This is a genomic window from Acinetobacter sp. Z1, assembly GCF_024296945.1.
GTDB classification, from domain to species: domain Bacteria; phylum Pseudomonadota; class Gammaproteobacteria; order Pseudomonadales; family Moraxellaceae; genus Acinetobacter; species Acinetobacter beijerinckii.
Genome location: NZ_CP101115.1, coordinates 497,161 through 521,949 on the forward strand (window position 1 = coordinate 497,161; position 24,789 = coordinate 521,949).

The 24,789-nt window shown below is 38.6% G+C and carries 21 protein-coding genes and 4 tRNA genes; 9 read left to right on the forward strand and 16 right to left on the reverse strand.

Features of this window, described 5'->3' with window-relative positions; all coding sequences use genetic code 11:
• Positions 1 to 22: 22 nt before the first annotated feature.
• From NGC85_RS02385 to rnr, 4 genes are all read right to left on the reverse strand, one after another.
• The gene (locus NGC85_RS02385; RefSeq protein WP_254804713.1) at positions 23 to 2,062 is read right to left on the reverse strand and encodes a M3 family metallopeptidase; all 2,040 of its coding nucleotides are present in this window, start codon (positions 2,060 to 2,062) and stop codon (positions 23 to 25) included.
• A 76-nt stretch (positions 2,063 to 2,138) separates the two neighbouring features.
• A complete protein-coding gene (locus NGC85_RS02390) occupies positions 2,139 to 2,726 on the reverse strand; it encodes a hypothetical protein (protein WP_254804714.1) in 588 nt (195 codons plus the stop codon).
• A 50-nt stretch (positions 2,727 to 2,776) separates the two neighbouring features.
• Positions 2,777 to 3,523: an IS5 family transposase gene (locus NGC85_RS02395; protein ID WP_254731670.1), complete on the reverse strand. Its 747-nt coding sequence runs from the start codon at positions 3,521 to 3,523 to the stop codon at positions 2,777 to 2,779.
• 129 nt (positions 3,524 to 3,652) lie between these two features.
• Positions 3,653 to 6,076 (reverse strand): ribonuclease R, encoded by a 2,424-nt coding sequence (rnr, locus tag NGC85_RS02400; protein WP_254804715.1) that lies wholly within the window; start codon positions 6,074 to 6,076, stop codon positions 3,653 to 3,655.
• A gap of 260 nt (positions 6,077 to 6,336) precedes the next feature.
• Here rnr and NGC85_RS02405 point away from each other — a divergent pair.
• The 3 genes from NGC85_RS02405 (at position 6,337) to NGC85_RS02415 (ending at position 6,639) form a co-directional block, all read left to right on the forward strand.
• A tRNA-Ser gene (locus tag NGC85_RS02405) sits at positions 6,337 to 6,426 on the forward strand.
• A gap of 11 nt (positions 6,427 to 6,437) precedes the next feature.
• Positions 6,438 to 6,514 (forward strand) — tRNA-Arg (locus NGC85_RS02410).
• A gap of 48 nt (positions 6,515 to 6,562) precedes the next feature.
• A tRNA-Arg gene (locus NGC85_RS02415) sits at positions 6,563 to 6,639 on the forward strand.
• A gap of 109 nt (positions 6,640 to 6,748) precedes the next feature.
• Here the strand turns inward: NGC85_RS02415 and NGC85_RS02420 are convergent.
• Entirely contained in the window at positions 6,749 to 9,748 is a 3,000-nt protein-coding gene (locus tag NGC85_RS02420; protein ID WP_254804716.1) for a hypothetical protein, read from the reverse strand.
• 548 nt (positions 9,749 to 10,296) lie between these two features.
• On the opposite strand from NGC85_RS02420, the gene NGC85_RS02425 reads away from it, so the two are divergent.
• Positions 10,297 to 10,373: transfer RNA gene (locus tag NGC85_RS02425), tRNA-Arg, on the forward strand.
• A 58-nt stretch (positions 10,374 to 10,431) separates the two neighbouring features.
• On the opposite strand, the gene NGC85_RS02430 is transcribed toward NGC85_RS02425, so the two are convergent.
• Entirely contained in the window at positions 10,432 to 11,730 is a 1,299-nt protein-coding gene (locus tag NGC85_RS02430) for an SRPBCC family protein (protein WP_254804717.1), read from the reverse strand.
• Positions 11,731 to 12,061: 331 nt separating this feature from the next.
• Here NGC85_RS02430 and NGC85_RS02435 point away from each other — a divergent pair, with 331 nt between their 5' ends.
• Together NGC85_RS02435 and NGC85_RS02440 are read left to right on the forward strand one after the other, a co-directional pair.
• Positions 12,062 to 12,559, forward strand: a complete 498-nt coding sequence (locus NGC85_RS02435; protein ID WP_005051980.1) for a YcxB family protein — start codon at positions 12,062 to 12,064, stop codon at positions 12,557 to 12,559.
• A gap of 34 nt (positions 12,560 to 12,593) precedes the next feature.
• The gene (locus NGC85_RS02440; protein ID WP_005059677.1) at positions 12,594 to 13,235 is read left to right on the forward strand and encodes a fumarylacetoacetate hydrolase family protein; all 642 of its coding nucleotides are present in this window, start codon (positions 12,594 to 12,596) and stop codon (positions 13,233 to 13,235) included.
• Positions 13,236 to 13,334: 99 nt separating this feature from the next.
• On the opposite strand, the gene NGC85_RS02445 is transcribed toward NGC85_RS02440, so the two are convergent.
• Complete coding sequence (locus tag NGC85_RS02445) at positions 13,335 to 14,135, reverse strand: AraC family transcriptional regulator (protein WP_254804718.1); 801 nt, start codon at positions 14,133 to 14,135, stop codon at positions 13,335 to 13,337.
• Between the two features lie 107 nt (positions 14,136 to 14,242).
• Here NGC85_RS02445 and NGC85_RS02450 point away from each other — a divergent pair, with 107 nt between their 5' ends.
• A complete protein-coding gene (locus tag NGC85_RS02450; RefSeq protein WP_254804719.1) occupies positions 14,243 to 15,151 on the forward strand; it encodes a DMT family transporter in 909 nt (302 codons plus the stop codon).
• Position 15,152: 1 nt separating this feature from the next.
• Here the strand turns inward: NGC85_RS02450 and NGC85_RS02455 are convergent, their stop codons facing one another.
• Together NGC85_RS02455 and NGC85_RS02460 are read right to left on the reverse strand one after the other, a co-directional pair.
• On the reverse strand, positions 15,153 to 15,959 hold the full coding sequence (locus tag NGC85_RS02455; RefSeq protein ID WP_254804720.1) for a tetratricopeptide repeat protein: 807 nt from the start codon (positions 15,957 to 15,959) through the stop codon (positions 15,153 to 15,155).
• Positions 15,960 to 16,072: 113 nt separating this feature from the next.
• A complete protein-coding gene (locus tag NGC85_RS02460) occupies positions 16,073 to 17,323 on the reverse strand; it encodes a YihY family inner membrane protein (RefSeq protein WP_254804721.1) in 1,251 nt (416 codons plus the stop codon).
• 112 nt (positions 17,324 to 17,435) lie between these two features.
• Between NGC85_RS02460 and wrbA the strand changes: the two genes are divergently transcribed.
• Positions 17,436 to 18,041, forward strand: coding sequence for an NAD(P)H:quinone oxidoreductase (gene wrbA, locus NGC85_RS02465; RefSeq protein WP_254805533.1), 606 nt, complete (start codon positions 17,436 to 17,438; stop codon positions 18,039 to 18,041).
• A gap of 40 nt (positions 18,042 to 18,081) precedes the next feature.
• Here the strand turns inward: wrbA and lgt are convergent, their stop codons facing one another.
• Positions 18,082 to 18,894, reverse strand: a complete 813-nt coding sequence (gene lgt, locus NGC85_RS02470) for a prolipoprotein diacylglyceryl transferase (RefSeq protein WP_005051969.1) — start codon at positions 18,892 to 18,894, stop codon at positions 18,082 to 18,084.
• Positions 18,895 to 19,000: 106 nt separating this feature from the next.
• Between lgt and NGC85_RS02475 the strand changes: the two genes are divergently transcribed.
• Positions 19,001 to 19,786, forward strand: coding sequence for an NRDE family protein (locus NGC85_RS02475; protein ID WP_254804722.1), 786 nt, complete (start codon positions 19,001 to 19,003; stop codon positions 19,784 to 19,786).
• A gap of 45 nt (positions 19,787 to 19,831) precedes the next feature.
• Here NGC85_RS02475 and NGC85_RS02480 read toward each other — a convergent pair whose 3' ends face one another.
• From NGC85_RS02480 to NGC85_RS02505, 6 genes are all read right to left on the reverse strand, one after another.
• A complete protein-coding gene (locus tag NGC85_RS02480; RefSeq protein WP_254804723.1) occupies positions 19,832 to 21,823 on the reverse strand; it encodes a PhoX family phosphatase in 1,992 nt (663 codons plus the stop codon).
• Between the two features lie 182 nt (positions 21,824 to 22,005).
• Complete coding sequence (tatC, locus tag NGC85_RS02485) at positions 22,006 to 22,773, reverse strand: twin-arginine translocase subunit TatC (protein ID WP_254804724.1); 768 nt, start codon at positions 22,771 to 22,773, stop codon at positions 22,006 to 22,008.
• The gene (tatB, locus tag NGC85_RS02490) at positions 22,770 to 23,213 is read right to left on the reverse strand and encodes a Sec-independent protein translocase protein TatB (protein WP_254804725.1); all 444 of its coding nucleotides are present in this window, start codon (positions 23,211 to 23,213) and stop codon (positions 22,770 to 22,772) included. The genes tatC and tatB overlap by 4 nt, the downstream gene beginning before the upstream one ends.
• Positions 23,214 to 23,225: 12 nt before the next feature.
• Positions 23,226 to 23,441, reverse strand: coding sequence for a Sec-independent protein translocase subunit TatA (locus NGC85_RS02495; RefSeq protein ID WP_254804726.1), 216 nt, complete (start codon positions 23,439 to 23,441; stop codon positions 23,226 to 23,228).
• Between the two features lie 151 nt (positions 23,442 to 23,592).
• Positions 23,593 to 24,216, reverse strand: a complete 624-nt coding sequence (rdgB, locus tag NGC85_RS02500) for an RdgB/HAM1 family non-canonical purine NTP pyrophosphatase (protein ID WP_254804727.1) — start codon at positions 24,214 to 24,216, stop codon at positions 23,593 to 23,595.
• Positions 24,217 to 24,328: 112 nt separating this feature from the next.
• Complete coding sequence (locus tag NGC85_RS02505; RefSeq protein WP_254804728.1) at positions 24,329 to 24,784, reverse strand: hypothetical protein; 456 nt, start codon at positions 24,782 to 24,784, stop codon at positions 24,329 to 24,331.
• Between the last annotated feature and the right edge of the window lie 5 nt (positions 24,785 to 24,789).

Genomic DNA, 24,789 nt, shown 5'->3' on the forward strand with positions numbered 1-24,789 from the left:
CTGTGAACAATATTGACGTAGTTTAAGCGGTTTTATCTGTGTTCGTCCAACCTTGATGTCGTAATAATGCATCTATTTTTGGTTCTCTTTTTCGGAAATTGCGAAATGCATCAAGCGCTGTATCTTTTCCGCCAACTGCTAGAATAAACTTTCTAAATTCTTTTCCAGTCTCGGTGTTAAAAATACCCTCGTTTTCGAAACGATCGAAGGCATCACTGGCTAAAACTTCTGCCCATTTATATGAGTAATAACCAGCAGCATAACCACCTGCAAAAATGTGGCTGAAGCTGTGTTGGAAACGGTTATAAGGTACCGCAGGAACAACCGCAAATTTATCGCGAATATCATCCAGTGTGGCTTGGATTTGCTGACTGTTTAAGGCTGGCGCTTGGCGGTGAATGGTTAAGTCAAACAGAGCAAATTCAATCTGACGCAAGGTTTGCATACCTGACTGGAAGAAACGCGCATTTAATAAAGCTGATAACAACTCTTGAGGTAAGGTTTGTTTGGTTTCAGTGTGCTCGCTGAGTACATCTAGACTTTCATTATCCCAAGCCCAAAACTCCATGAACTGACTTGGTAATTCAACAGCATCCCAAGCCACGCCGTGCGTACCTGCAACCGAGATATTATCCACTTCAGTGAGCATATGATGTAAGCCATGACCAAACTCATGGAATAGTGTAATCACTTCATCATGGGTCAGTAGAGCAGGTTGATCGCCAATCGGTGGGGTAAAGTTACACACCATATAGCAAATTGGTTTTTGTAGACCGTTCGCAGTTTGCACGCGAGAACGGAAGCCACTCATCCATGCACCCCCACGTTTACCATTGCGGGCATATAAGTCGAAGTAGAAGCCGCCAACCACTTGACCTTGATCTTCAATTTCAAAATAACGGACATCATTTTGCCAAACAGGCGCTTGACGTTCGATGATTTGAATATCGTAAAGGCGTTGTACGATCTTGAATAAACCATCGACAACCTTTGGTGCGGGGAAATATGGTTTAAGTGCCTCTTGGGATAAGTTGAATTGTTGCTGTTTCAACTTCTCAGAGTAATAGGTTGCATCCCAAGGTTTGAGTTCATTAATACCATCTTGTTGTGCAATTGCTTTCAGTTCTGCAATTTCAGCAAGTGCTGGAGTCCGTGCATGTTCTGCTAAATCAACCAAGAATTTATCTACAGTTTCGACATCAGGTGCCATTTTGCTAGCAAGTGAATATTCAGCAAAATTATTGAAGCCAAGCAGTTGCGCCATTTCTTGGCGTAGGCTTAGAATTTCTTCCATAACAGGTGTATTATCGAACTCAGTTTTATCTGACTGTTCTGAGGCACGAGTGACATAAGCCTTATAGAGTTCTTCTCTTAATTCACGATCATCAGCATAGGTCATAATCGCAAAATATGCAGGGAAGTCGAGCGTGGTTACGGCTTGTTCAAGTTCACGTTGTTGACCGTATTGTTTTAATAATTCAACACTGCTTTGCGGTAAACCTTTGAGTTGTGCTTCAGTTAATGGCTTGAAGTAATCTTGAGTTGCATCGAGCACGTGATTAGAGAAATCTGAAGATAGTTGAGATAAACGTGCTGAGATTTCCGCATAACGTTTTTTGGCTTCGCCTTCGAGTGCAACGCCAGACAATTTGAAATCACGTAGCGCGAGTTTAATCGCACTTTGTTGTGCTTCGTTCAGCGTTTGAAATACAGAACTATCATGAATGTGCTGATAGGTTTGATACAACGCCGTGTGCTGTCCAAGCTGCGTGTAGTATTCGCTTAAACTTGGCAATAGGGCTTGATAGACGTCACGGGTTTCGGCATTGTTCATGACCGCATTTAGATGTGACAAAATTCCCCATGATTCACTCATGTTATTTTCAAGCTGATCGACTTCCGCCAAAGTTGCCAATTGGGTTTCAGGACTTTGAGGAACTTCACTGAGTTGATTTAAGAAGTTTTGACCGTTTTGAATCGTTTGTTCGATCTGTTGTTTTAATTCTGTAAGTTGGATTTGATCAAACTGGGGAGTGGGAAGAGTCGCTTGCTGTAGTGTCATTGTATTTTTGCCATATTCATCTTTAAACATAGTTATAGATGTAGGGCTTTAAGGTTGATAAATCAAGGTTGATTTATTATTTATTCGTTAGGTTTTGCGTTGTGATCTGAATTTCATCAATTGATAGAATATGTGTGCCGAAGTGACTTTGGCGAGTACTTAACTTTAATTTGAGATGATGATTTTTATACGCTTCATATTCATTCAAAGTAATTCTAAAAATAGGGATTCCTGAATAAACTGTTTGGAAAGAATAAAAATCTGTATTGCGGGAGCGTTTTTTTACGGCAGTTGCTGATATTTCTACGATTTTGGGCTGTCCAACCATATAGGTCAATAACATTGGAATTGTACCTGCTAAGTTTAGCCAGAGTAGAGGAATAATAAATAAAGGAAAAATAACCAAGGCATAAAATTTAGGTTGCGTTTGCACGCGTCGCCATTGTCGTGGAATCACCCATTCCTGATTCATTTTTAAATTGAGAAAGTAAAGTATGAGCAATACATAGAAAAAGCCAGCAATTACCAGGGCGAAAATCTTTACTGTTAATGTAGGTGAAAAGTTAGCTTTAAATATATAAATAGCCGCACTAATGCTTAAAAAGAATAAACAAGCGAGCACATAGTAATGATAATAATATTTTGTGATTTTATAATGAGGCATTAGGATTTTATTTGTATTTTGACATTATTTAACTAGGGTGTGTTGACATTTCATAGCGGTAGCCAAATAAATATACAGACTAAAGCAACTGAATTTTCGTAGTTCCGCTTTAGCTTGTCATAACGTGTTGCAATTCCCCTAAATTGCTTGAGTCTAGCAAAGGTATTCTCCACTAAGTGCCTGATTTTATATAAGTGCCAGTCCATATAATCATTGTTCGATCGTGTATTGGATTTCTTTGGAATATTTGCTTTAGTCGCTGTTTTTTCTATCTGCTCTCTCAATAATTCTGAGTCATATCCTTTATCTGCACAAAGCACATCGGTATCTTTTAAATCAATGCTATCGACTAATGCAGGTGCAACACTCACATCATGGGTGGTGCCATCATGAATGAGAAATTGGATTGGGTTCCCATTTGAATCCACAGCTAAATGGATTTTAGTACTGTTTCCACCGATGCTTCTTGAAATAGCTTGATCCTTGAGTCCTGTAGCATGTTGATGTGCTCGAATATGGCTAGCATCAATAAACACCCATTCTAGATCAGCATGTTTTGATAATAATTTAAATATTTTTAGTAGCTTATTATCTTTAGACCACCTGGTGAATCGTTTAAATATGGTGTTGGACTTACCAAAAGATTCAGGTAAATCTCGCCAAGGACAACCTGTTCTAATTCTATAGAGAATGGCTTCAATAAAATTTCGAAGATTATGTTTGAGGTAGATCCCCAAATTGTGGACAATAGATTTCAGCTTTAACCAGTGTTGATCATTCAGCATTGTACGAGTCATAGCGAGGAGTAAATTTGGTTTGGCGATTGAATTTTACCTTCTCGCTATTTTTTTGCACAGCAAATGTCAACAGACCCTATGCATTATATAAAAAAAATAGGAGAGCCGAAGCTCCCCATATTTTATCTGTTACTCACTCTTTGCTTTCGCATTCGACTTTTTCTTTTTCACTTTTTTCTTTGCCTTTTCTTTACTTTCAGGCTTTGCTGAAGCTTTTTTAGCAGGCTTCTTGGTATAAGAACTTGGACTGTTTTTGTCCTTTTTCTTACGCACAGGCTTTTCACCATCTTCACTTAATTTCGCTTTAGCGGGTGCTTTGCTAAAAATCTCTTCTGTCGTTTGAGAGCGGTTAGGCGCTGTAGTACGAGGTGCTTTTTGACGAATCGCACGACCGAGGTGGGTGAGTTGTTGAATGAGTTTAAAATCGATTTTACGTTCTTCAAGGTTGACCCCAGCGACCTGAATTTTCACTTCATCGCCCAAGCTAAATGCCTGTCCACGATTTTGTCCAACTAAGCTCTGACTTGCTTGATCATAGACAAAATAGTCTTCACCCAATTGGCTGACATGGATCATGCCATCTACATAGAGGTCTTTAAGGGTCACGAATAAACCAAATTCTGTTACCGCACTAATGATACCGACAAACTCATCGCCTAAATGCTGTTGCATATAGTGGCATTTCAACCAAGTTGTTACGCTACGTGACGCTTCATCGGCACGACGTTCAGTTTGAGAAAAATGTTCACCCGCATCATCTAAAGCAGCCCCAGAAAGTGGGTAAACTTTTTTATCTAAATACGCTTTAATTGCACGGTGTAGCAATAGGTCAGGGTAACGACGAATTGGTGAGGTGAAGTGAGTATAGGCTTCATATGCTAAACCGTAATGTCCAGAATTCTTCGCACCATAGTAAGCTTGCATCATAGAGCGTAATAACACAGCATGAATACTTGGCGCATCTAAACGATCTTTGGTCGCTTCAATCACTCGTTGATAATCAGCCTGAGTTGGTTGTTCGGGGAATGGTAGACCGAGCAATTTTACAAAATCACGAACTTTTTGAATTCGTGAAAATTCTGGTGCTTCATGCACACGATAAAGCATTGGAATATCATGTTCTAGAGCATATTCAGCTGCTGCAACGTTTGCCAATAACATGCATTCTTCAATCAGCTTATGCGCATCATTACGCGAACGTGGCAAGATTTCTTTGATTCCACCTAATTCATCAAAGGTCATATAGGTTTCAATGGTTTCAAATTCCATTGCATGACGTTCAGCACGTAAGCCTTTCAGTGTTTGATAAAGTTGGAACAGCGTATTCAATGATTTATGAATAGTTTTATCTTCGGGGATTGCATCTGTTGTCCCCTCAAAATATTGTCCCACTTGGGTATAGGTTAAACGCGCCTTTGAATGCATAACCGCAGGATAGAATTCATAGCCTGTCACTTTACCTGCACGGGAAAGTTTTAAATCACAGACCATACATAAACGGTCAACGTGTGGATTTAAAGAACATAAGCCATTCGACAACGCCTCTGGCAGCATTGGCAAAACAAAGTGCGGGAAATAAACTGAAGTACCGCGATCTTCCGCTTCTTCATTTAATGGAGAATCTAAACGCACATAATGGCTGACATCTGCAATCGCAACCACGACACGGTAGCCACCGCCTGGGCGTTTTTCTGCATAGACTGCATCATCAAAGTCACGAGCATCTTCGCCATCAATGGTGACTAATGGAAGATCACGTAAATCCACACGTCCTTTGAGATCTTTTTCCGAAGGTTCTTTAAAGCTTTCAGCTTCTTTAATGACAGCCTCTGGAAACTCATAAGGCAAACCAAATTCTAAAATGGTTTGCGGAATAATGATTTCAGTATCTGCTTTGTCTGCCATAGACTGAACAATATGACCTGTTGCAAGTTCTTCACGGGTCGGGTAGTCATCAATCGCAACACGGAGCATATCGCCTACTTTGGCATTGGCGTGTTCGATTAATTCTTTTTCTAAGGTGATGGGTTGATGCTGATTGGGGTTGCTTGGTTGAATAAAGTATTCACCCTCATGTTCAGCCACTTTACCAATAATTTGTTTAACGCGGCGTTGTACCACTTCAGTTATAAAGCCCCATGCTTTACCTTTACGATCAACAGAGGTTTGACGGACTTTAACTCGATCGCCATTGAAAACTAAACGGAGTTCACGTTCAGGCAGGAGTAAATCATCCTGACCTGCAATATTGGCAGTACCAAGACCTTTACTATTAATATAAACCGTTGCTTCATGACTTGGCAGATCAGTTGCAGGTTGGTATTTAAAACCATCCTTCATCAATTGACCATCACGCACCATTGCGCTTAAGCGATGGTTTAAGGCATCAATACTTTTTTGATCTGGAATATTAAAATGATCAACGAGTTCTGCATGTGATTGTGCAGTTTGTAATTGTTCTAATGTAGTTAAAATAAGTGTTCGGCTAGGAATAGGATTATCGTAACGTTGCGCTTCTGCTTTAGCTTCGGGATCAACCCAATTTGTAGTCATATCGTTTCATTTCACATCTGGCAGATTGGTTTAGCATAAGTCATTCAAACTCTGACTGCACGTCAAAGATTGCAAGATTCTGTTTACTAAACTGATCTTAGTAAAGAAGAGAACGCTATATTAACAAGCGTTGAACGATAAAATGATGAAAAAAAGCAGAAATTGATTAAAAAATATTTGATTGAACTAAAAAAAGAGAAAAAAATAGGAACACTGCTTGTGTAATGTGGTTTTAGTTTGTATTATTGCGCTCGTGTTACGGTGAGATGGGTGAGTGGCTGAAACCACATCCCTGCTAAGGATGCGTACGGGTAACTGTACCGAGGGTTCGAATCCCTCTCTCACCGCCATTTTACTTAATGCGCTCATAGCTCAGCTGGATAGAGCACTTGGCTACGAACTAAGGGGTCGGGAGTTCGAATCTCTCTGAGCGCACCAAGTAAATATTGCAAAAGTAACACATGCCGAAATAGGCACATAAGTAATGCGCTCATAGCTCAGCTGGATAGAGCACTTGGCTACGAACTAAGGGGTCGGGAGTTCGAATCTCTCTGAGCGCACCAACTTAAACATTAAACCGCTTTGTTGCGGTTTTTTTGTGCCCAGATTTTTTTGATAATAATTAAAAAATAAAGCCGTTGATATCAGCGGCTTTATATATTCACTTGATTGTTAGAAGTTATTGATTGAACCAAATAGATTGTCAGTTAAGCTCGTCAATTGTGATGGTAGAGAAATTAGATCAGTGAGAGAACCACCCGTCGGGTTAGTTTCACCTACTGCAATACCTGTAACTGATACTGCGGCGCCAGTAATTGCGTTTAAGATACCATCTACGCTACCACTGATACTGTAATCACCGTTTCCAGCATTGATGTTAATAAGACTATCAATACCCTCAAATGTACTATCACTGATTAGACTAGAGAAATTGTCCTGAACAGTATCAATTGCAAGATTAGCGCTGCCAATTACAGTTTGAATTGGTTGAGCAATTCCTGAAATGACATCGCCGCTATCAATCCCATTACCAATATTGCTAATGACATCAGCGATAGAGCCAAGCGGGCTGCCAGAAACTCCACCTGTAATACTACCAATCAGACCTGTGACAGTATCCAATGGGTTCGCTGTTGTAAAATCATTTGCAATATGTTGAAGAATATCTGCGGCTGTAGAACCATTATTGATGAGCGTACCGATAACGCCAGTTGCAGATCCAAGTACGCCACTCAGATCGGCAGCAGCTAAATCAGAGATGGCTTCAAGCGTACCGTTTACAGTGTCGCGAGAAGTCTCGAAAGTAAGTGTGCCGAGATTTGTTAAGTCAACTATAGGGTGAACTTGAGGTAAGATCCCACTGAGCGTGCCACCTACTGTATTAATACCTGTGTTGATAATATCTGTTTTTAGACTTTCAACACCTTGAAGTACATCAATACCTGTTTGAATGACACCAGTAACAGGATTATTTCCTAGATCACCACCAGTAATACCACCTACGATGCCTGTGACGATATCTAATGGATTTCCACCAGTACCGCCAGTTACGCCACCGATAATGTCAGTTACGACTTCGAGTGGATTACCACCAGCACCGCCAGTAATTCCACCTACGATGCCTGTGACGATATCTAATGGATTACCATCAGCGCCACCTGTGACACCACCGATAATATCAGTTACGACCTCAAGTGGGTTATCACCAGCACCGCCAGTCACGCCACCGATAATATCAGTTACGACTTCAAGTGGATTTCCACCAGCGCCACCAGTAACACCACCGACAATGCCAGTGACGATATCAAGTGGATTTCCGCCAGTACCACCAGTCACGCCACCAATAAGATCTGTAATCGTACCTAAAGGTCCGCCACTACCAATATCTGTCAAATCACCAAAAATGTGTTGGATGGTGTTAGATGCAGTAGTGCCATTATTAATAAGCGTTCCAATGACTCCTGTTGCAGAGCCAATTGCACCATTAAAATCAGCTCCTGCTAAATCGGAGATGGCTTCAAGCGTACCGTTTACAGTATCACGAGAAGTTTCGAAAGTAAGTGTGCCGAGATTTGTTAAGTCAACGATAGGGTGAACTTGAGGTAAGATCCCACTGAGTGTACCCCCAACTGTATTAATACCTGTGTTGATAATATCTGTTTTTAGACTTTCAACACCTTGAAGTACATCGATGCCCGTTTGAATGACGCCAGTTACAGGATTATTTCCTAGATCACCGCCAGTAATACCACCGACAATGCCAGTGACGATATCTAATGGATTTCCACCAGCACCGCCAGTAATTCCACCTACGATGCCTGTGACGATATCTAATGGATTACCACCAGCGCCACCTGTGACACCACCGATAATATCAGTTACGATTTCAAGTGGATTACCACCAGCGCCACCAGTAATACCACTGACAATTCCCGTGACAATATCAAGCGGATTTCCGCCAGTACCACCAGTCACGCCACCAATAAGATCTGTAATCGCACCTAAAGGACCGCCACTACCAATATCTGTCAAATCACCGACAATGTGTTGGATGGTGTTAGATGCAGTAGTGCCATTATTAATAAGCGTTCCAATGACTCCTGTTGCAGAGCCAATTGCACCATTAAGATCAGCGCCTGCTAAATCAGAGATGACTTCTAATGTACCGTTTACAGTATCACGAGAAGTTTCGAAAGTAAGTGTGCCGAGATTAGCTAAATCTCCAATTGGATGCTCAGATTGATGAACAAGTCCAATAACAGTGCCTGCTACAGTATTAATGCCTGTATTGATAATATCTGTTTTTAGACTTTCAACACCTTGTAGTACATCAATACCTGTTTGAATGACGTTAGTAACAGGATTATTTCCTAGATTACCACCAGTAATGCCACCAATGATGTCTGTTACAACTTCAAGAGGATTTCCGCCAGCGCCACCAGTGATACCGCCGACAATGTCAGTAACGACCTCGAGTGGATTTCCGCCCGCACCACCAGTAATACCACCAATGATGTCTGTTACGACCTCAAGTGGATTTCCGCCAGCACCGCCAGTCACGCCACCGATAATGTCGGTAACGACTTCAAGCGGATTTCCGCCAGCACCGCCAGTTACACCACCGATAATATCGGTTACGACTTCAAGTGGATTTCCTCCAGCGCCACCAGTAACACCACCGACAATGCCAGTGACGATATCAAGTGGATTTCCGCCGGCACCACCTGTGATACCGCTGATAATATCGGTTACAGCTTCAAGCGGATTTCCACCAGTACCACCAGTCACGCCACCTACGATACCAGTGACGATATCTAATGGATTTCCACCAGCGCCGCCAGTAATACTACCGACAATACCCGTAACAGTATCTAAAGGATTCGCCGTTCCGCCAGTAATGCCACTAACAATATTGGTTACGCTAGATAGTGGACTGCTATTACCTGTTACAAGCCCTAATATTCCTGTGATTGGACTTAGAGAACCACTTGTGACACTACTTACAGTGCTAGTAACTGTATTTGTAACCGTAGTAGGTGAAATAATGTTTGTTATAGAAGACAGGGAAAGAGGAGCTAAAGTTGAACCACCGACTGTTGATGTTGATGTATTACTATCTAATAAATTTGAAGTAATACTTTTAATTGGCGAGAAAAGACTTTTGAAAAGCATAACGATACCTATATTTTTAAGAGTTGTGTTGTTTTGAGTAATTATTAAAGTGATGTGATTATTTTGTGATCAATGTCACATTAATCCTTATTAATGTTATAGGTGATAGGTTTTTTGTCAATTCGAACCCATCATGTATATATTGTTTAATACAAGTTAATGAATGATTTTAATTGTTGAATATTAACGTAATTTAAAAATTAGTAAGAAGTTTAAACTAGATGAAAAATAGAAATTTATGCAAAATCTTAAATATTTTTTTTAAAGATATAATCTAACATTTCAGTGAATTAAAAAAAATTTTTTTAAATCGAAAGCTAAATACTTGAAAGAAGTTTATAAGTTTTGTAATTCATTTGAAAATAAATATACATGGCACTAGAAATATTTGTTAAAAATGTTTTATATCAAATATTTATGTGATTTATTAACGAGTTTTAAAAATAGACTGAGCTTTAATGTGGTGAATCAATCACCATTTGATTGTTAATCTATTAAAAATAACTTATCAATTCAATAAAAGTGCGTATAATGCCCCCATCAAATAAGCGCTCATAGCTCAGCTGGATAGAGCACTTGGCTACGAACTAAGGGGTCGGGAGTTCGAATCTCTCTGAGCGCACCAATTTGATTTATCGAAAGATAAAATGAAAAAAACCGCTTAAATGCGGTTTTTTTGTGTCTTAAATTTTTGTTCTAATCTTTTGAACAAAAACCGTGTTGCCACCTATAGAAGGTAAGACATCGTGATAAGGTAAGCTCCGCATTGCTCTTAATAAAAAGGGTGCTTTTTCATCTATTTTCGCCGTTGTGGTTATTTTAAACAAAGTGCCTTGATTTTGCGGGCTGAGAAACATCTGACCTTTGATAAAACGTAAATCGCCGCCGTTTGCATAAAAATTATTTTCGTTTGTTTCTGGATAATTAAATCGTAACTTAAAGTCAAAAGGAATGTTAATAACACCTAAACCAACATTCACTTTAATATCAGTGTCTTGAGTTTTATTTTTGAGTGGTGTCATTACGATTTTTTTAATTTGCCGAGGAAATAATTCTTGATAACTTTGTGGGGTCAGCCATTTTTGTAATTGCTGCGGTGGATGTTTGTAAAATTGATAAGTCGTGGAAAACCGCATGTTTTCTCGACCATGTGTATAAAGTATGCTGGTGGGCGCATGAATATAGCTCACAGGTTGCTGAGTGTTTTGGCTCAGTTGGACTATTTTAGCGAGTTGAATTTCGCTTAATTGTAGTGTTGGGATTCGACCTGGATCGAGTGCAATTGTATTCGGTTTCACAAAACGGTTTCTCAAGGCTTCCATTATAAAAGCATTGGTACTGCTCGGAATCCCCAATTTCACTTCAGGAATCGCATTTAAAATTTTCTTAATGATAAAGCCTTTGGGTTGATTCAAATCGCTCCATTGTGTCAACGTAATTAAGGTTCGGTGTTCATCTAAAGCAAACCATTCGAGCTTACCAACACCATAAGGAATCGGGGAGTCGATGACCAAACTGGAAATACTATTGGCTTTAATTTGATGCTGTAGTGTGACATCTTCATTAAAATTAAGTACAGGAATTGGTGTTGGAATAGCGACACGATATTTCATTTGTACAATATTTTCAGACTGTTCGAGTTTTTTTGCTGATTTAAGTGTTGGAAATAGTCCAACATAGTGATCGAAATCAGTCAGTATTTTGGAAACTTGTTGGGCGTTTACAGGTACGATCAGTGCGGCCGATGTGAAAATCACATTGGGTTGAGTGTTATTTTTCAAGGTTGGCACTGCGGTTTTAACACTAGGATGCCCATAAATGAAAATATTGTTTTGCGTATAATTTGCAAGTATGTGTGGATTATTTTGAAATGGTTGCAAAGCGCTTGGAATATTGTCATTCCATGAAATCATTTGAGCAAAACAGCACTGCGTGATGCTGAGTAAAATACTTGCCAGTGTTAATCCATTAAAATGAAGCATTATATCCCTTTGACTCTGATTGTTGATGAGGTCAGAACGACTGACTTTATCGATATTTAGTTCATCATGATGGGTTATTAATAAGATTTTCTTTGGATAAAAAATAGTTTTATTGTGTAAGCTCATATTTTGATGACAAAATAAAAGAGTAAGATATATCCAGTTTTTTAATTTTTAACTGGTTAGAAAAATAAACGAAAACACTTGTTGAAATGAAAAACAACCGATCAAAAATGCATTTAAGTTTTGTATTAAAACGCTATAAATTTGACTTTCCTTGGAAAGATTTGTGTTCTAATAAGTCAGTTTTTTCAAATGTTAGAAATAAAAAATGTCTGAACAACGTCCAACCGTATCTGTGCGCTATTACCTAAATTTAGAAGAATCACAAGATGGTTTTGCTCTCGTCACTTTTGGAAAAAAGACATTTAGCCGTTTTCTAACACCTGTCATCAGTGTTGCAATTATTTTATGGGGATTGTATTTAGGATTCTCAGGTGTCGGTCGTTATTACGTTGCATTGGGTGGGTTCTTCCTCATCATGCAGCTTGTAATGCGTTATTGGTTATTGCCGATGCTATTTAAGCGCCAGTTCACTCGTTATCAATTTGGAAAAAGTGAGCAGGGGATTGATCTATACCAAGATTATTTTGAACTATATGCGACAGGAAAAACACAAATTACACAATATGCAGAAGTACAATCGTTTGCCGTTGGTAAACTGACTTACATGTTGGAGCTGAAAAATCATACTGTCATCATTGTGCCTAAGCGTGCATTTACCAGTTCAGCCGATCAAACAAAATTTGAAAATACCTTCAAAAAATAAAATTTAATCTCGGTTCAAGCAACAAGGAGCTTTCATGAGTACACGTCCATCAAAAATTGTTTGTGTTGGCAGAAACTATGCTGAGCATGCCAAAGAACTAGGAAATGCAATTCCTGACCGTGCAATTTTATTTATTAAACCCCCAAGTAGCCTTGCTGCTTTAAATCAAGGTATTAGTTGGAATTTAGACTTGGGTGAGTGCCATTATGAGTGCGAAATTTGTTTGCAAATTGCTCATCCGTTATCGCAAGAGAAAGATCCAATTAAAGCTTTAGAGGCTGTTGGTGCAGTGACTGCTGGGCTTGATTTAACTTTACGTGATTTGCAAGGTGACTTAAAAGCGAAAGGCGAGCCTTGGGAACGTGCGAAAGCATTTGATGGTGCTTGCCTATTAGCTGATTGGATCGAGATTGATGAAATCGGGGATTTACAAGAGTTAGAGTTGATCTTGAATATCAATGGTGTAGAACGTCAACATGGTTTCAGTCGAGATATGATTCGTGATATAGGGACTTTGCTGGTTGAGATTAATCAGTGTTTTAGCTTGGAAGCAGGTGATGTGATCATGACTGGAACTCCAGCAGGCGTTGGAGCATTACGTGCAAATGATCAGCTCACGATGAAGTTGATTACCCAGTCTGGTGAATATGATTGGGATACTTTTGTAAAAGCTTAAATTATGGTTTGAAACGTTGATATTCTGGTATCAACGTTTTCTTTTCATCCTCAAAAAAACCGCCGTTCAATCATAAATTATAAATTTCACAAATTCTTGTTAACGACCTTGATACAACTTTCTGAATTGATCAGGAGTCAAATTCATCCAGCGTTTAAACATGTAAATAAAAGCTGAAGAACTTGCATAACCTAGATCTAATGCAATGCTTTCAATGGTCTTCCCTTGGTTCAGCATCGTCATAGCTTTCATGACTTTTAAACGTTGTCGCCATTCATGTAGTGACATACCCAATTCTTTTTGGCTGTAGCGTGCCAAAGTGCGTTCAGTCATGTTCATCATTTTAGCAAGTTCATCCAGTGTGCTGTTATCGGCTGGAAAAGTATGTAGATGATGGAGTATTTTTGCTAAGGCTGGGTGTTGAGTCGTTGGCAAATAACTACCGACTAATTCAGCATGACCGAGCAAATCCAATAACACTTGTAAAAGTCTTGAATATTCAGGATCGGATTGTTCGAATGCATTTTTACGGATGTGTTCAAGTAGTGAGCTCACCAATGGTGCAGAAAGTAATATGCCTGCTTGGCAAGGCATGTTTTCACAAAGACTTTCATGAATGTAGAGTGTACAGTGTGTGACCTCATTCCGATTTATACCGCTATGTTGTAAATTCGGCGGTAACCAGATTCCGTAAGGTGGTGGGGTTAAATAGTGGATTTGATCAATATTAACTTCTAAAACGCCATCAAAGGTATAGATAAATTCCCCCCAAGCATGGGTATGCTCTGGATAAAAGGTTTCTGCAGGAGCATCTCGAATACTGAGCCAAATGAGCTCAGGAATTTCATTATTTATCGGAATTTGCTGAAAGTCCTGAATCCTTTGTGCTGATTTTTTCATAATGTGAGAATTGCCTGAAAATACGCATCTATTGTCTGAATTTCACTATATCATGAAAATCTGACAGCTCTATATTGGTTCTCTAAGATGGGTTAGGGATTTTGATGATGGATGAGCGCAAGGCACTAGATACAAAAGCGTCTAGTCTAATGATCGTACTTTGTATGATTTGGGGCCTACAACAAGTCATTTTAAAAATGGCGGCTCCTGATATCTCTCCCTTGATGCAAATTGCATTACGTTCAGGTTTAGCTGCGCTTTTACTACTGCCGTTATTATATTTTGATAAAGCTAGCCAACTTCTGAATCGACAGAATTTGAAGGCAGGTGCTTTGGTCGCATTTTTATTTTCCCTAGAATTCTTTTTATTGGCTCAAGCATTACAATTTACCTCTGCTTCACATGCTGTGGTATTGCTTTATACCGCTCCAATTTTTGTTGCTTTAGGACTTCATTGGAAATTGCCTTCAGAGCGTTTAAGCGTATTGCAATGGTCAGGTATCGCAATTGCTTTCTTTGGAATTGTCGTCACTTTTATACGGGCAAAACCTAATGCGTCATCGATGCTTGAACAGCACATGCTTTGGGGTGATTTACTTGCACTTGCTGCCGCGATTGCTTGGGCTGCAACAACAATCACAGTGAGATTATCGTCTTTAGCACAGGCGGCAGTAACACAAACGCTTTTTTATCAATTATCGGGTAGTTTTGTATTGTTGTTTGGTCTTGCTATTTTTATGGGGCAAGCCAATATCAATTTCACCCCTTTAGTTTTAGGGAGTTTGGCATTCCATACTTTGGTCGTTTCATTTGCGAGTTTTTTAGCGTGGTTTTGGTTGCTACGAAATTATTTAGCATCGAGATTAGGGGTATTTTCATTTCTCACACCATTATTTGGAATGGCTTTTGGAACGTGGTTGCTCGATGAAAAAGTTGAGCTCAATTTTATAATGGGTACAGCATTGGTCTTAATGGGTATCTTGGTGGTAAGTTTACAAGGTTGGTTAAAGAAATAATTTAGTTGTAGCTGCCTAAGTGTTCATTTTCTATTTGAGCTGATGATTCAAAAGCTTTTACTTGTTGAACTTCAGCATAATCTTGTTCAAATTGTTTGAGTATCGTAGCTGCATCTTTATGGCCATTTTGCACAGCTTTATTTAGCCACATACGCGCAATTTCAGCTTTAAAGTGCTGTTCATTTCTAAAATTTAATGCATGGAACATACCTAGACGAAATTGAGCTTCGACATCATTTTGTTCTGCTGCTTTTTCATACCAGTAAAGTGATTTGGACATATCTAGATTTACGCCACTTCCCATCGAGTATTTATCGGCAATGACGCGTTGTGCGAGGCTATAGTTTTGTTTTGCTGCTTTTAAATACCATTTTGCCGCTTCATGAGGTGATTGAATAAGTCCTTTGCCTAAATCATACATCCAGCCGACAGTATATTGAGACCAAGCATCTCCCGCTAGAGCTTTCTCAAAAAACCAACGTGCGATTAATGGATTATCTTGCTTGAGGATTTGTATAATCAGCTCATAAGCTTTTTGATTTCCCGACACACTTTGTGCTTTTAACCATTCAAAAGCTTGAGAATCACCTTGATCTGCCGCCTTCTTTAACCAAATGAATGCTTGTTGATGATCTATTTCAGTACCAATCCCATCAAAATACATTTGTGCAAGACGAATTTGAGCGTCGGCATGTCCTTGTTCAGCTAGCTCAGTAGTTTGGTTAAATTCTCTTTCTGAAGGAGAGCTACACGCAGACAGATTTAAACTCAAAATGAGTATGGTCAGTAGGCTGATTTTATTCTTCATTGTTATAAATATAATTAAAAGTCATATGGTTAGATTATAAGCAAAGATCAAAGCGGAATTAAATTATTCAGATGAATGGTGATGCCATAGCCATGACATCACCAATCAATATTTTATTTCTGTTCAAAAATAGTCGAAAGTGGAATTGATAACTTGGCAGCTAAATAGTCATTACTATCCACTAATGAAGGACCGAGTCTTTCTATCCATTCATCATCTTGATGCACATTATTTACGTCATCTCGAAGGGGCAGCGGATATGGTAAAGCAGTAAAGAAACTCCAAAAATCGACTTGCGCTAAATTTCGGACTAACACATAGTCATCTTTATCCGTTCGTTTAATCAGATTCTGCGCTTCAAGCTGTAAAATGAATGCAGGTAATCGACCTAACTCGCCACGACCAACAATGTTAAGCAATTCTTTCTCGGTAACACTTTCACCAATCTGTTGCTTCTTATAAAACAACTCCAACATATCAAGCAGCATTAAAATTGGATGGCGCTTTTCTTCTTTTCCAGAATGAAAAGCGGTGAGAGCATAACTGACTTCAACCCCCAATAAAATGATATTCCAAGATAAATAAATCCACAGTAGAAAAATTGGAACAGCGGCAAAAGCACCATAAACGATTTCATAGCTGGTGAAGTTACTCATAATCCAGCCGAACAAACGCTTTAAGATTTCAAAAATACTGGCACTGAAACATGCAGCAATTGCAGCTGAGAAAATAGGTACAGTACGATTTGGAATCGTCCAATAGAGGATAAAGAAACCGACTATGGTGAGTAGAAATGAAATCAGCCATAAGATGAAAGAGCCATCTAATTGATAACCAGCAAAGTTATTACTGAGTATATTCATCGATGCCACAGTTGAAGAAAGGACGAATGCACTTCCTAAAATAATCGGACCTAAAGAAATAATCGTCCAATAACGCATAAAACCGACTAAGCCTGTACGGGTTTCTTTTACTCGCCAGATGCGGTTAAACACCGTTTCAATTGAGGTCAGCATCAGTACCGTCGTGACAAATAAGAACAACACACCAATAATGGTGAGATTGCTAGATTTGTCAGTAAAAGCATTAAGTGCTTTATCAAAGGCAATGGTGCTTTTTGGTAAAAAATTACTATAAATGAGTTGTTGGAGTTGTTGTCGAGCTGGTTCCAAGGCTTTAATTGATGAAATGATCACCAAGAAAACAGTTAGCATTGGAACAACTGCAAATAACGTTGTATAGGTGAGTGATCCAGCCTGATCTCGGCATCGGTCAGCCTCAAAACGTCGTAACACAAATACAATAAATTGAAACCATGTTTTCTCTAAAAAAGGCAAGTTTTTTAGATAACGGTTTATGCTCATGGGTTCTATCCTAATTATTTTTAAAAAAATCCTATGCATTCATAGGAATTACTACCGCGAAAAGTATAAAAAATGTCGTATAGTGTTCTTTTTAACAAAATACTTGAAACTGATGCAACCTTACGTCCTTGTACTTTATTACAGTAAATATGGTTCAACTAAGCAAATGGCACATTTAATCGCCGATGGTGTTGAAGCTGCTGGCATAACGGCGCGTATTAGAACGGTGCCTAATTTAGCACCAGTTGTGACGCAAGCAGAACCAAGTATTCCTAGTGATGGTGACATTTATTGTAGCTTAGACGATTTGGCACACTGTTCTGGTTTGGCGCTTGGTTCACCAACTCGGTTTGGAAACATGGCGAGTGAGATGAAATACTTTTGGGATCAAACCACAAGCTTATGGTTGAACGGCGCTTTGCATGATAAACCTGCTTGTGTATTTACGTCTTCAGGTTCCATGCATGGTGGACAAGAAAGTACCTTATTGACCATGTTGCCACCTTTGTTTCATCACGGGATGATGATTTTAGGTTTACCCAATTCTATACCTGCATTGTCAAATACAAAAACAGGCGGTACACCTTATGGGGCGAGTCATGTGAGTGGACCACGTCATGATCAGAGTTTGAGCCAAGATGAAAAAATCTTATGCGAAGCTCAAGGCAAGCGTTTAGGTCAAGTTGTAAAAGCACTATCTTCTAAGCTATCTAATTAAAAAGAATGATATTAAAAAAGGGAGCATTTGCTCCCTTTAATTATTTTTTGAGTTGCCAATCATAGATATTTTTACGGTAGGCATACCAAATCATCCAGAGGCCAATGATGATCATTGGGAAGCTCAGAATCTGTCCTTTAGTCATCCATCCAAATAAGATAAAACCCTGATCTGCATCGGGCTGACGGAAGAATTCCATAAAGAAACGTGCAATCCCATAACCCACCAAGAACAGAGCAGATACTGCCATACGCGGGCGAGGTTTAGAACTGAACCACCATAAGACAATGAAGAGAATCAGACCTTCGCAAATCGCTTGATAAATTTGAGATGGGTGACGGACTAGACCTAAAGGATCAGTTGGAAAAATCATACCAAATGCATAGTTTGGATCTTGAACTTCACGACCATAAAGCTCACCGCCAATAAAATTACCAAAACGACCAAACATCAACCCTGTAGGTACACACGGCGCGATAAAGTCTAAAGTTTCAAACCAAGTCTTTTGGTATTTTTTACACCAAAATAGCATGGCAATAATCACACCGAGAAAACCACCGTGGAAACTCATTCCACCTGTCCACACTTGGAATAACCATAGTGGATTTTCCAAAAACTTACCAAACTCGTAAAACAAGACGTAACCAACACGCCCACCTAAAACCACGCCAAGTGCGCCGTAAAAGACGAGATCTGAAATCATATCTCCTGTCCAACCATCGCGCTGTTTTGCGCGATAAGAGGCCAAGCCCCAAGCACATAAAAATGCCAAGAGATACATAAGTCCGTACCAATGCACTTTCACTGGTCCTAAGCTCAAGGCAATTGGATCTATATTTGGATAGGTCAGCATTGCTGTTCCTCAATTTAGAATTTGAAATTAAGTTTTGAGCAGATTGTAGCGGAATGATGTGAAAAATGTTGTACATTCAATGTGTAAAGATGTGAGAACAAAATAAATGTGTATTGTTGCTTTTGCATGGCAAGTTCTTGAAGAGATGCCACTTTGTTTAATTTCAAATCGTGATGAGTTTTATTATCGTCCTAGTGCTGTTTTACATGCGTGGGAGAATAGCTCGATTGTAGCAGGACAAGATTTAAAGTCAGGTGGGACTTGGATGGGTGTGACTGCTTCGGGACGATGGGCAATCGTGACCAATTTTAGAAATGGTCGAGATCAGAGGGAATATGAAACTTCGCGTGGCAAACTGATTCAAGACTTTTTAGAAAGTGATTTAGCGCCTATACGTTTTGCTGAACAACTGGAATGCAAACAACAGGATTATGCGGGATTCAACCTGTTTGTAGGTGATCGTGAGCAAGCGGTATATATGAGTAATCGGGGTGAAGCACCGCAGGTTTTGGCAAACGGTGTGTATGTCGTTTCAAATGGTTTGATGTCTGAGGACTGGGAAAAAACCAAACATTTACGTAAACGCTTTACCCAAGAATTTTTACCGATGTTGCAACAACCTCAGATCTCTGAACAAGATTTACACCATACAGTATGGGATATTTTAGAGGACGAAAGAAAAATTATTCCAAATCTATTACCTGATACTGGGATTAGTAAAGAAATGGAAGAATTGCTTTCTTCTACTTTTATTCAAAGTCCAATTTATGGAACACGGTGCTCTAATTTCTTAAGGCTTGATTCAAAACAATGGCATTGGCTAGAGAAAACCCAGCATGGTGAGCGACAGGATGCGGTTGTTGAGATTAAAGTTGATCTAACACTTGAATAAACAAAAAATGCCGACATCAAGTCGGCATTTTTTTAAAGATAGAGCTTACTTTTTATTTTCAGCTTTTTTCTCAATTGACGGTAAAATATCAGCGGTGATGTAACCGACACATGCACTGTAGCCATCATTATAATTTTCTAAAACTTTTGCTTTTAATTCAGCAGTAAGTTTAGAGCTATCACCTGGATGTTGGAAATTACTCATGATGTAAGTCCAACCGTTCACTGAGTCTACTGCATGTAGACCTGTAGACTCAGCACCAGCAGGTGTAGATAGAATACGATCTAAAGCTTTTGTATCGATATTATATGCCCAAAGGAAGTTATTGGTATGGTTACCGCTATCTTCACCAATGAACAAAGTACGTAGTGTCTCAGAGAATTTTAGATTGTCTGGGCTTGCAATCAGATTTGGATCAGCTGTATTACCTAAGCTATCGACTGAAATATCTTTACCCATGAGCAACATATGGCTTTGGTAAGGTGTCCATTCACTATTAATGATCGTATTGGTATGGTCAACTTGACTGCCTTTTAGATCATGAGCAAGTACACCACCTGCTTTCAATGTATTTTTGAACTTAATATTATGCTCTGCAACCCAACTTGATTTGCCTTCAATCATTGAATCTTGAATATTAGCAAGCGCAGAGTATGCAACTTTATCTTTAATATTAACTGTCGTACCTTCCATTTTTGTGAAGCCCATACTACCGCCTTTTAGCGCTGCGTAGCGATGCGTTTCAAGGAATGCTGCTGCAAGTTCAATTTCATCTTTCGTGAAACCATTGTTGGCTTCTTTCAGCTTGACCCACAATGATTTTCCATCAAGTACGATCTTGCTATAACCAGTTAAATCAGCAGGAGCTACCGTTAAACTTTCCATAATGTTCTCGGCTTTTATTCCTCGAACATTCACTAAGTCTTCAATCGTTTTACTATTGGTATGACCTAATTTGATCCATTTAATCGCAGCAGTCGATGTTTCGTTTAATTCAGTTGTATATTTTGCAACATATAAGGTACCCGCAGATAAGTCTTTTTCTTTATCTGCCACAAACATAAAGAAGCCACCATTGGTATAGTCATCACCCATAATTACCGTGCGATTATCTGGCATTACTTCAATCAGTTCATGTGAGATACGACCTAGACAGTAATGCTTCACAGCCTGAGCACGGCCTTTACCATCAAGGATAATTTCTGGTAAATGACCATAGTTATACGCATTTGCAGTATTTTCATTACCGTATAAGTTTTTACTATAGGCTCTTAACATTGCAAGATCAGAACCGATTTGATCAAATGCATCTGGCTCATACTCTTCGCTTGAAAGGTGTGTGTTCCAAGGAGAAAGGCTTGCACCGCATGTAATCCACAAACCATGAACTTTTGACATATCCACATTGAAATATTTTTTCAATGCAAGATGACCTGTTTTCTGATCTTGATCTAATGTTAATACCGCAATTGGTGACGGTAATTTACCATACATGTTTTGCTTAGCTAAGTTTTTGGTGGTGTATTCAAACTGCACCACATGGAAAACTGGGTTTGATACACCCGCTACATTTGCGCCTTTAATATGAATCAGTGATGAACCATCTGGTGAGTCAGAGAAGAATTGGCGCTCTTTGCCAACAACAGAAGTATCGTTGATTACTTTATTATTAATATCGTAATAACTACCTGCAATAATTTTTCCACCATCGATATTGTCGACTAGAGTACCTGTGCGGAAAAACTCTTGATAACCTAATTTGTATTCTGTGGTTGTATTATCATCCCACGTAATGGTCAAACCAGATTTAACTGAGGTTGTCGCCATATCGGCAACAGTTGAAGGCGCTGCCATCGGTGTAAATTTAGCGTTTTTAAATTTTGCTACTTTTACAGGAGGAGTAATAACACTGTCGTTGTCATCATTGCAGCCTGTTAATGCTGCTGCCGTACCCATTGCCCCTAGTGGTAAAAACGGAACACCCGCGAACCATTTTAAAATATCACGACGACTTGGCTGATTTGTATTGGCTGTCATAATAAATCCGTATCTTTAATAAATGATAAATAAATCCTGATTGATTCTATGAAGTACAGATGACAATTTTTTGACACTTTTAAGGCAGTTTGAAGACAATTTAATTTTTATAAATATTTAAAAAATATAAATTTAAAATACAAAAATCCCTGAGATTCTTCAGGGATTGAAAAGGGTTATTATTACTCTGAAACTGCTTTACGTTTTTCTAATATTTTTCCAAACAGTAAACCCAGTTCAAATAGCATCCACATAGGAACTGCTAACATGATCATGGATAATGCATCAGGTGGAGTAACAAACATTGCAACAAAAAAGCATCCAACGATAATAAAGCGACGCTTGGCGATTAAAGTTTCTGTATTCACAACACCAATCAAAATTAAAACCAAAGTGATAATTGGAATCTCAAAAGTAAAACCAAATACTAAAAATAGCTTTAAACAAAAGCTTAAATAACTATTGATATCTGTCATTGGAGCAACAGTTTCAGGTGAAACACTAATGAAGAAATGCAAGATAGCGGGTAGGGTAATAAAATAGGCAAAGGCGACACCTAAATAGAACAACACGATACTACCGAGAAGTAGTGGGATCGCTAAATGGCGCTCTTTTTCATAGAGTGCAGGTTTTATAAATGACCAAATTTGATAAATGATGTACGGCATGGCTAACATGAAAGCGACGAATAAATTAAGCTTAAACGGTGCCATAAATGTTGCTGTGACATCTGTCGCAATCATGGTGGAAGTTGTCGGAAGTTGCTGTCTTAATGGTTCAGACAACCATTGATATGTTTGGTTTCTAAAAGGTAATAAACAAAAGAAAAGAAAAATAGTGACGCCAACTATCTTAAATAAATATTGGCGCAATACAATCAAGTGCTGCATGACAGGCATTTGTTGTAAATTTTCTTCAGGGTTTACTGAAGTAGCAGGCAATTGGCTCATACGGCAATCTTTAATTCTGTATCAAATTTCTCTGTTGATAGATTTGATTCGATAAGGCTGGGAAATGATTTGTGATGTTGGATACTAAAAGGAATAATTGAACCTGAAACATATGGGATATAGTTATTCTTCGTTAAAGAATACTTTGATATTTGTTCTGGACTAATTTCTTCAGCAGGTTGAGTTTTTAATTCATCCAGTTGTTTTTGTAGTCTGCGTTCAAGCTCAGTGATTTTCTCAATTTCTTTTTGCATTTCATCACGAAATTCAGAAAGTTTCAGTTCACGATCAATTTCATTTTGAATATTGTTGATGAACTTTTTGATCTTTCCATACCATTTCGCTACAAAACGAGCAGCTTCAGGTAATTTATCAGGACCGAGAACTAGCAATGCAATCACTGCAAAACAAAAAATCTCGGTCATTCCCAAATTCAGCATAATAACGCTCGCTTAGCTTTTTACAGAGCTTTCAGCATTTTTTACCTGGGCATCAATAGTGCGAGGTTCATTCAGTGGAGGCGTTACTTCATCCTCTTTGATTGATTTCTTAAAATCTTTTACCGCACCGCCAACATCTTTACCTAGGTTTTTAAGTTTGGCTGTACCAAATAATAAAATAACCACGATTGCAAAAATGAGTACATGCCAAATTGATAAACCAGCCATAATTTTATTCCTATAAAACTTTGGTTATATCTCAACAGTTTGGCATGACAAAGATGTGACACTTATATTGCAATTTTAAGACAAATGAATAGACGTAAATCGAGAGAGAATATGAAAAAGCCCAAATTTGCATTTGGGCTTATCAATCAACTTATACAAGGCTCGCTTTAAAGAGTTGCATGGCTTGACCACGATGACTGATATTATTTTTATCTACTTTACTGAGTTCAGCACTCGAAAGATTCAGCTCAGGTAACCAAAATAAAGGATCATAACCAAATCCGTTTTCGCCGCGTGCCGCTTCTAAGATTTCACCTTTCCAAATACCTTGAAAGATTTGTGGAAGAGGATCTTCTGCATGTGTAACCAGTGCTAATACGCAAACAAACATGCCTTCAATTGTTTCGCCATCTTTACGCAAAGGTGCAAGATCAGCCAATAGTTTTTGGTTGTTGGCTGCGTCATTACCATGTTCGCCTGCATAGCGTGCAGAGTAAATCCCTGGTGCACCACCTAAGATTGGAACACATAAACCAGAGTCATCTGCAATTGCAGGTTTACCTGATAGCTTAGATGCATGGCGTGCTTTGATAATTGCATTTTCTACAAAGCTTAAACCATCTTCAATCACATCTTCTATATTAAGTTTGCCTTGAGCAATAATTTCGACAGGTAGATTGAGTTGTTGAAATAGATGATCAAATTCAGCAATTTTACCTTTGTTATTACTTGCAAGCACAAGGGCGCCTTGGGTGAGCCATGATTGAGTAGACATATAAAATTTTAAATTCGCTTAGATTTAATGGGATTTTAGGGTGTTTTTATAGAATAGTGTAGAGCTGAATGGTTGTATTCTAAAATCTAAAAAAGTCGCTTCCTTTTATTATCTAATTTTGATACAACTTTTTTAAATCTTCGATGAAACTTTTAAAAACTTCATCTGGTTCCGAAGGTGAATATCCTTCAAAGCTTAAGTAAAATTCATCATCATAATAGTTTAATAATTCATATAAATCTTCATCCTCTATAAATTTGGATAAAGATAAAAGTTTACGAAGAAAAGGGGATAGAGCCTCTTTATTATGAATTAAATCAATATTCTTCTCTATATAACTCTTTAATAAGTCATATATTATTGCTGAACTAATATTATAAACGCTGTTAGAAAGTCGTTTGAAGTAGCTCAAAACTTGTTCTGGCATTGAGAGAAAGCATATTTCTAAAGCTAAATCATTAGACGGATCTTTTTCTAATGTCTCAATTGCCCACCTTTGGATCTCTTCTGGTGTTATTGTTTCCAATTCTAGTTTCGCTTTGAATATCGCCTTTTCTATATCGCTCATCTAAT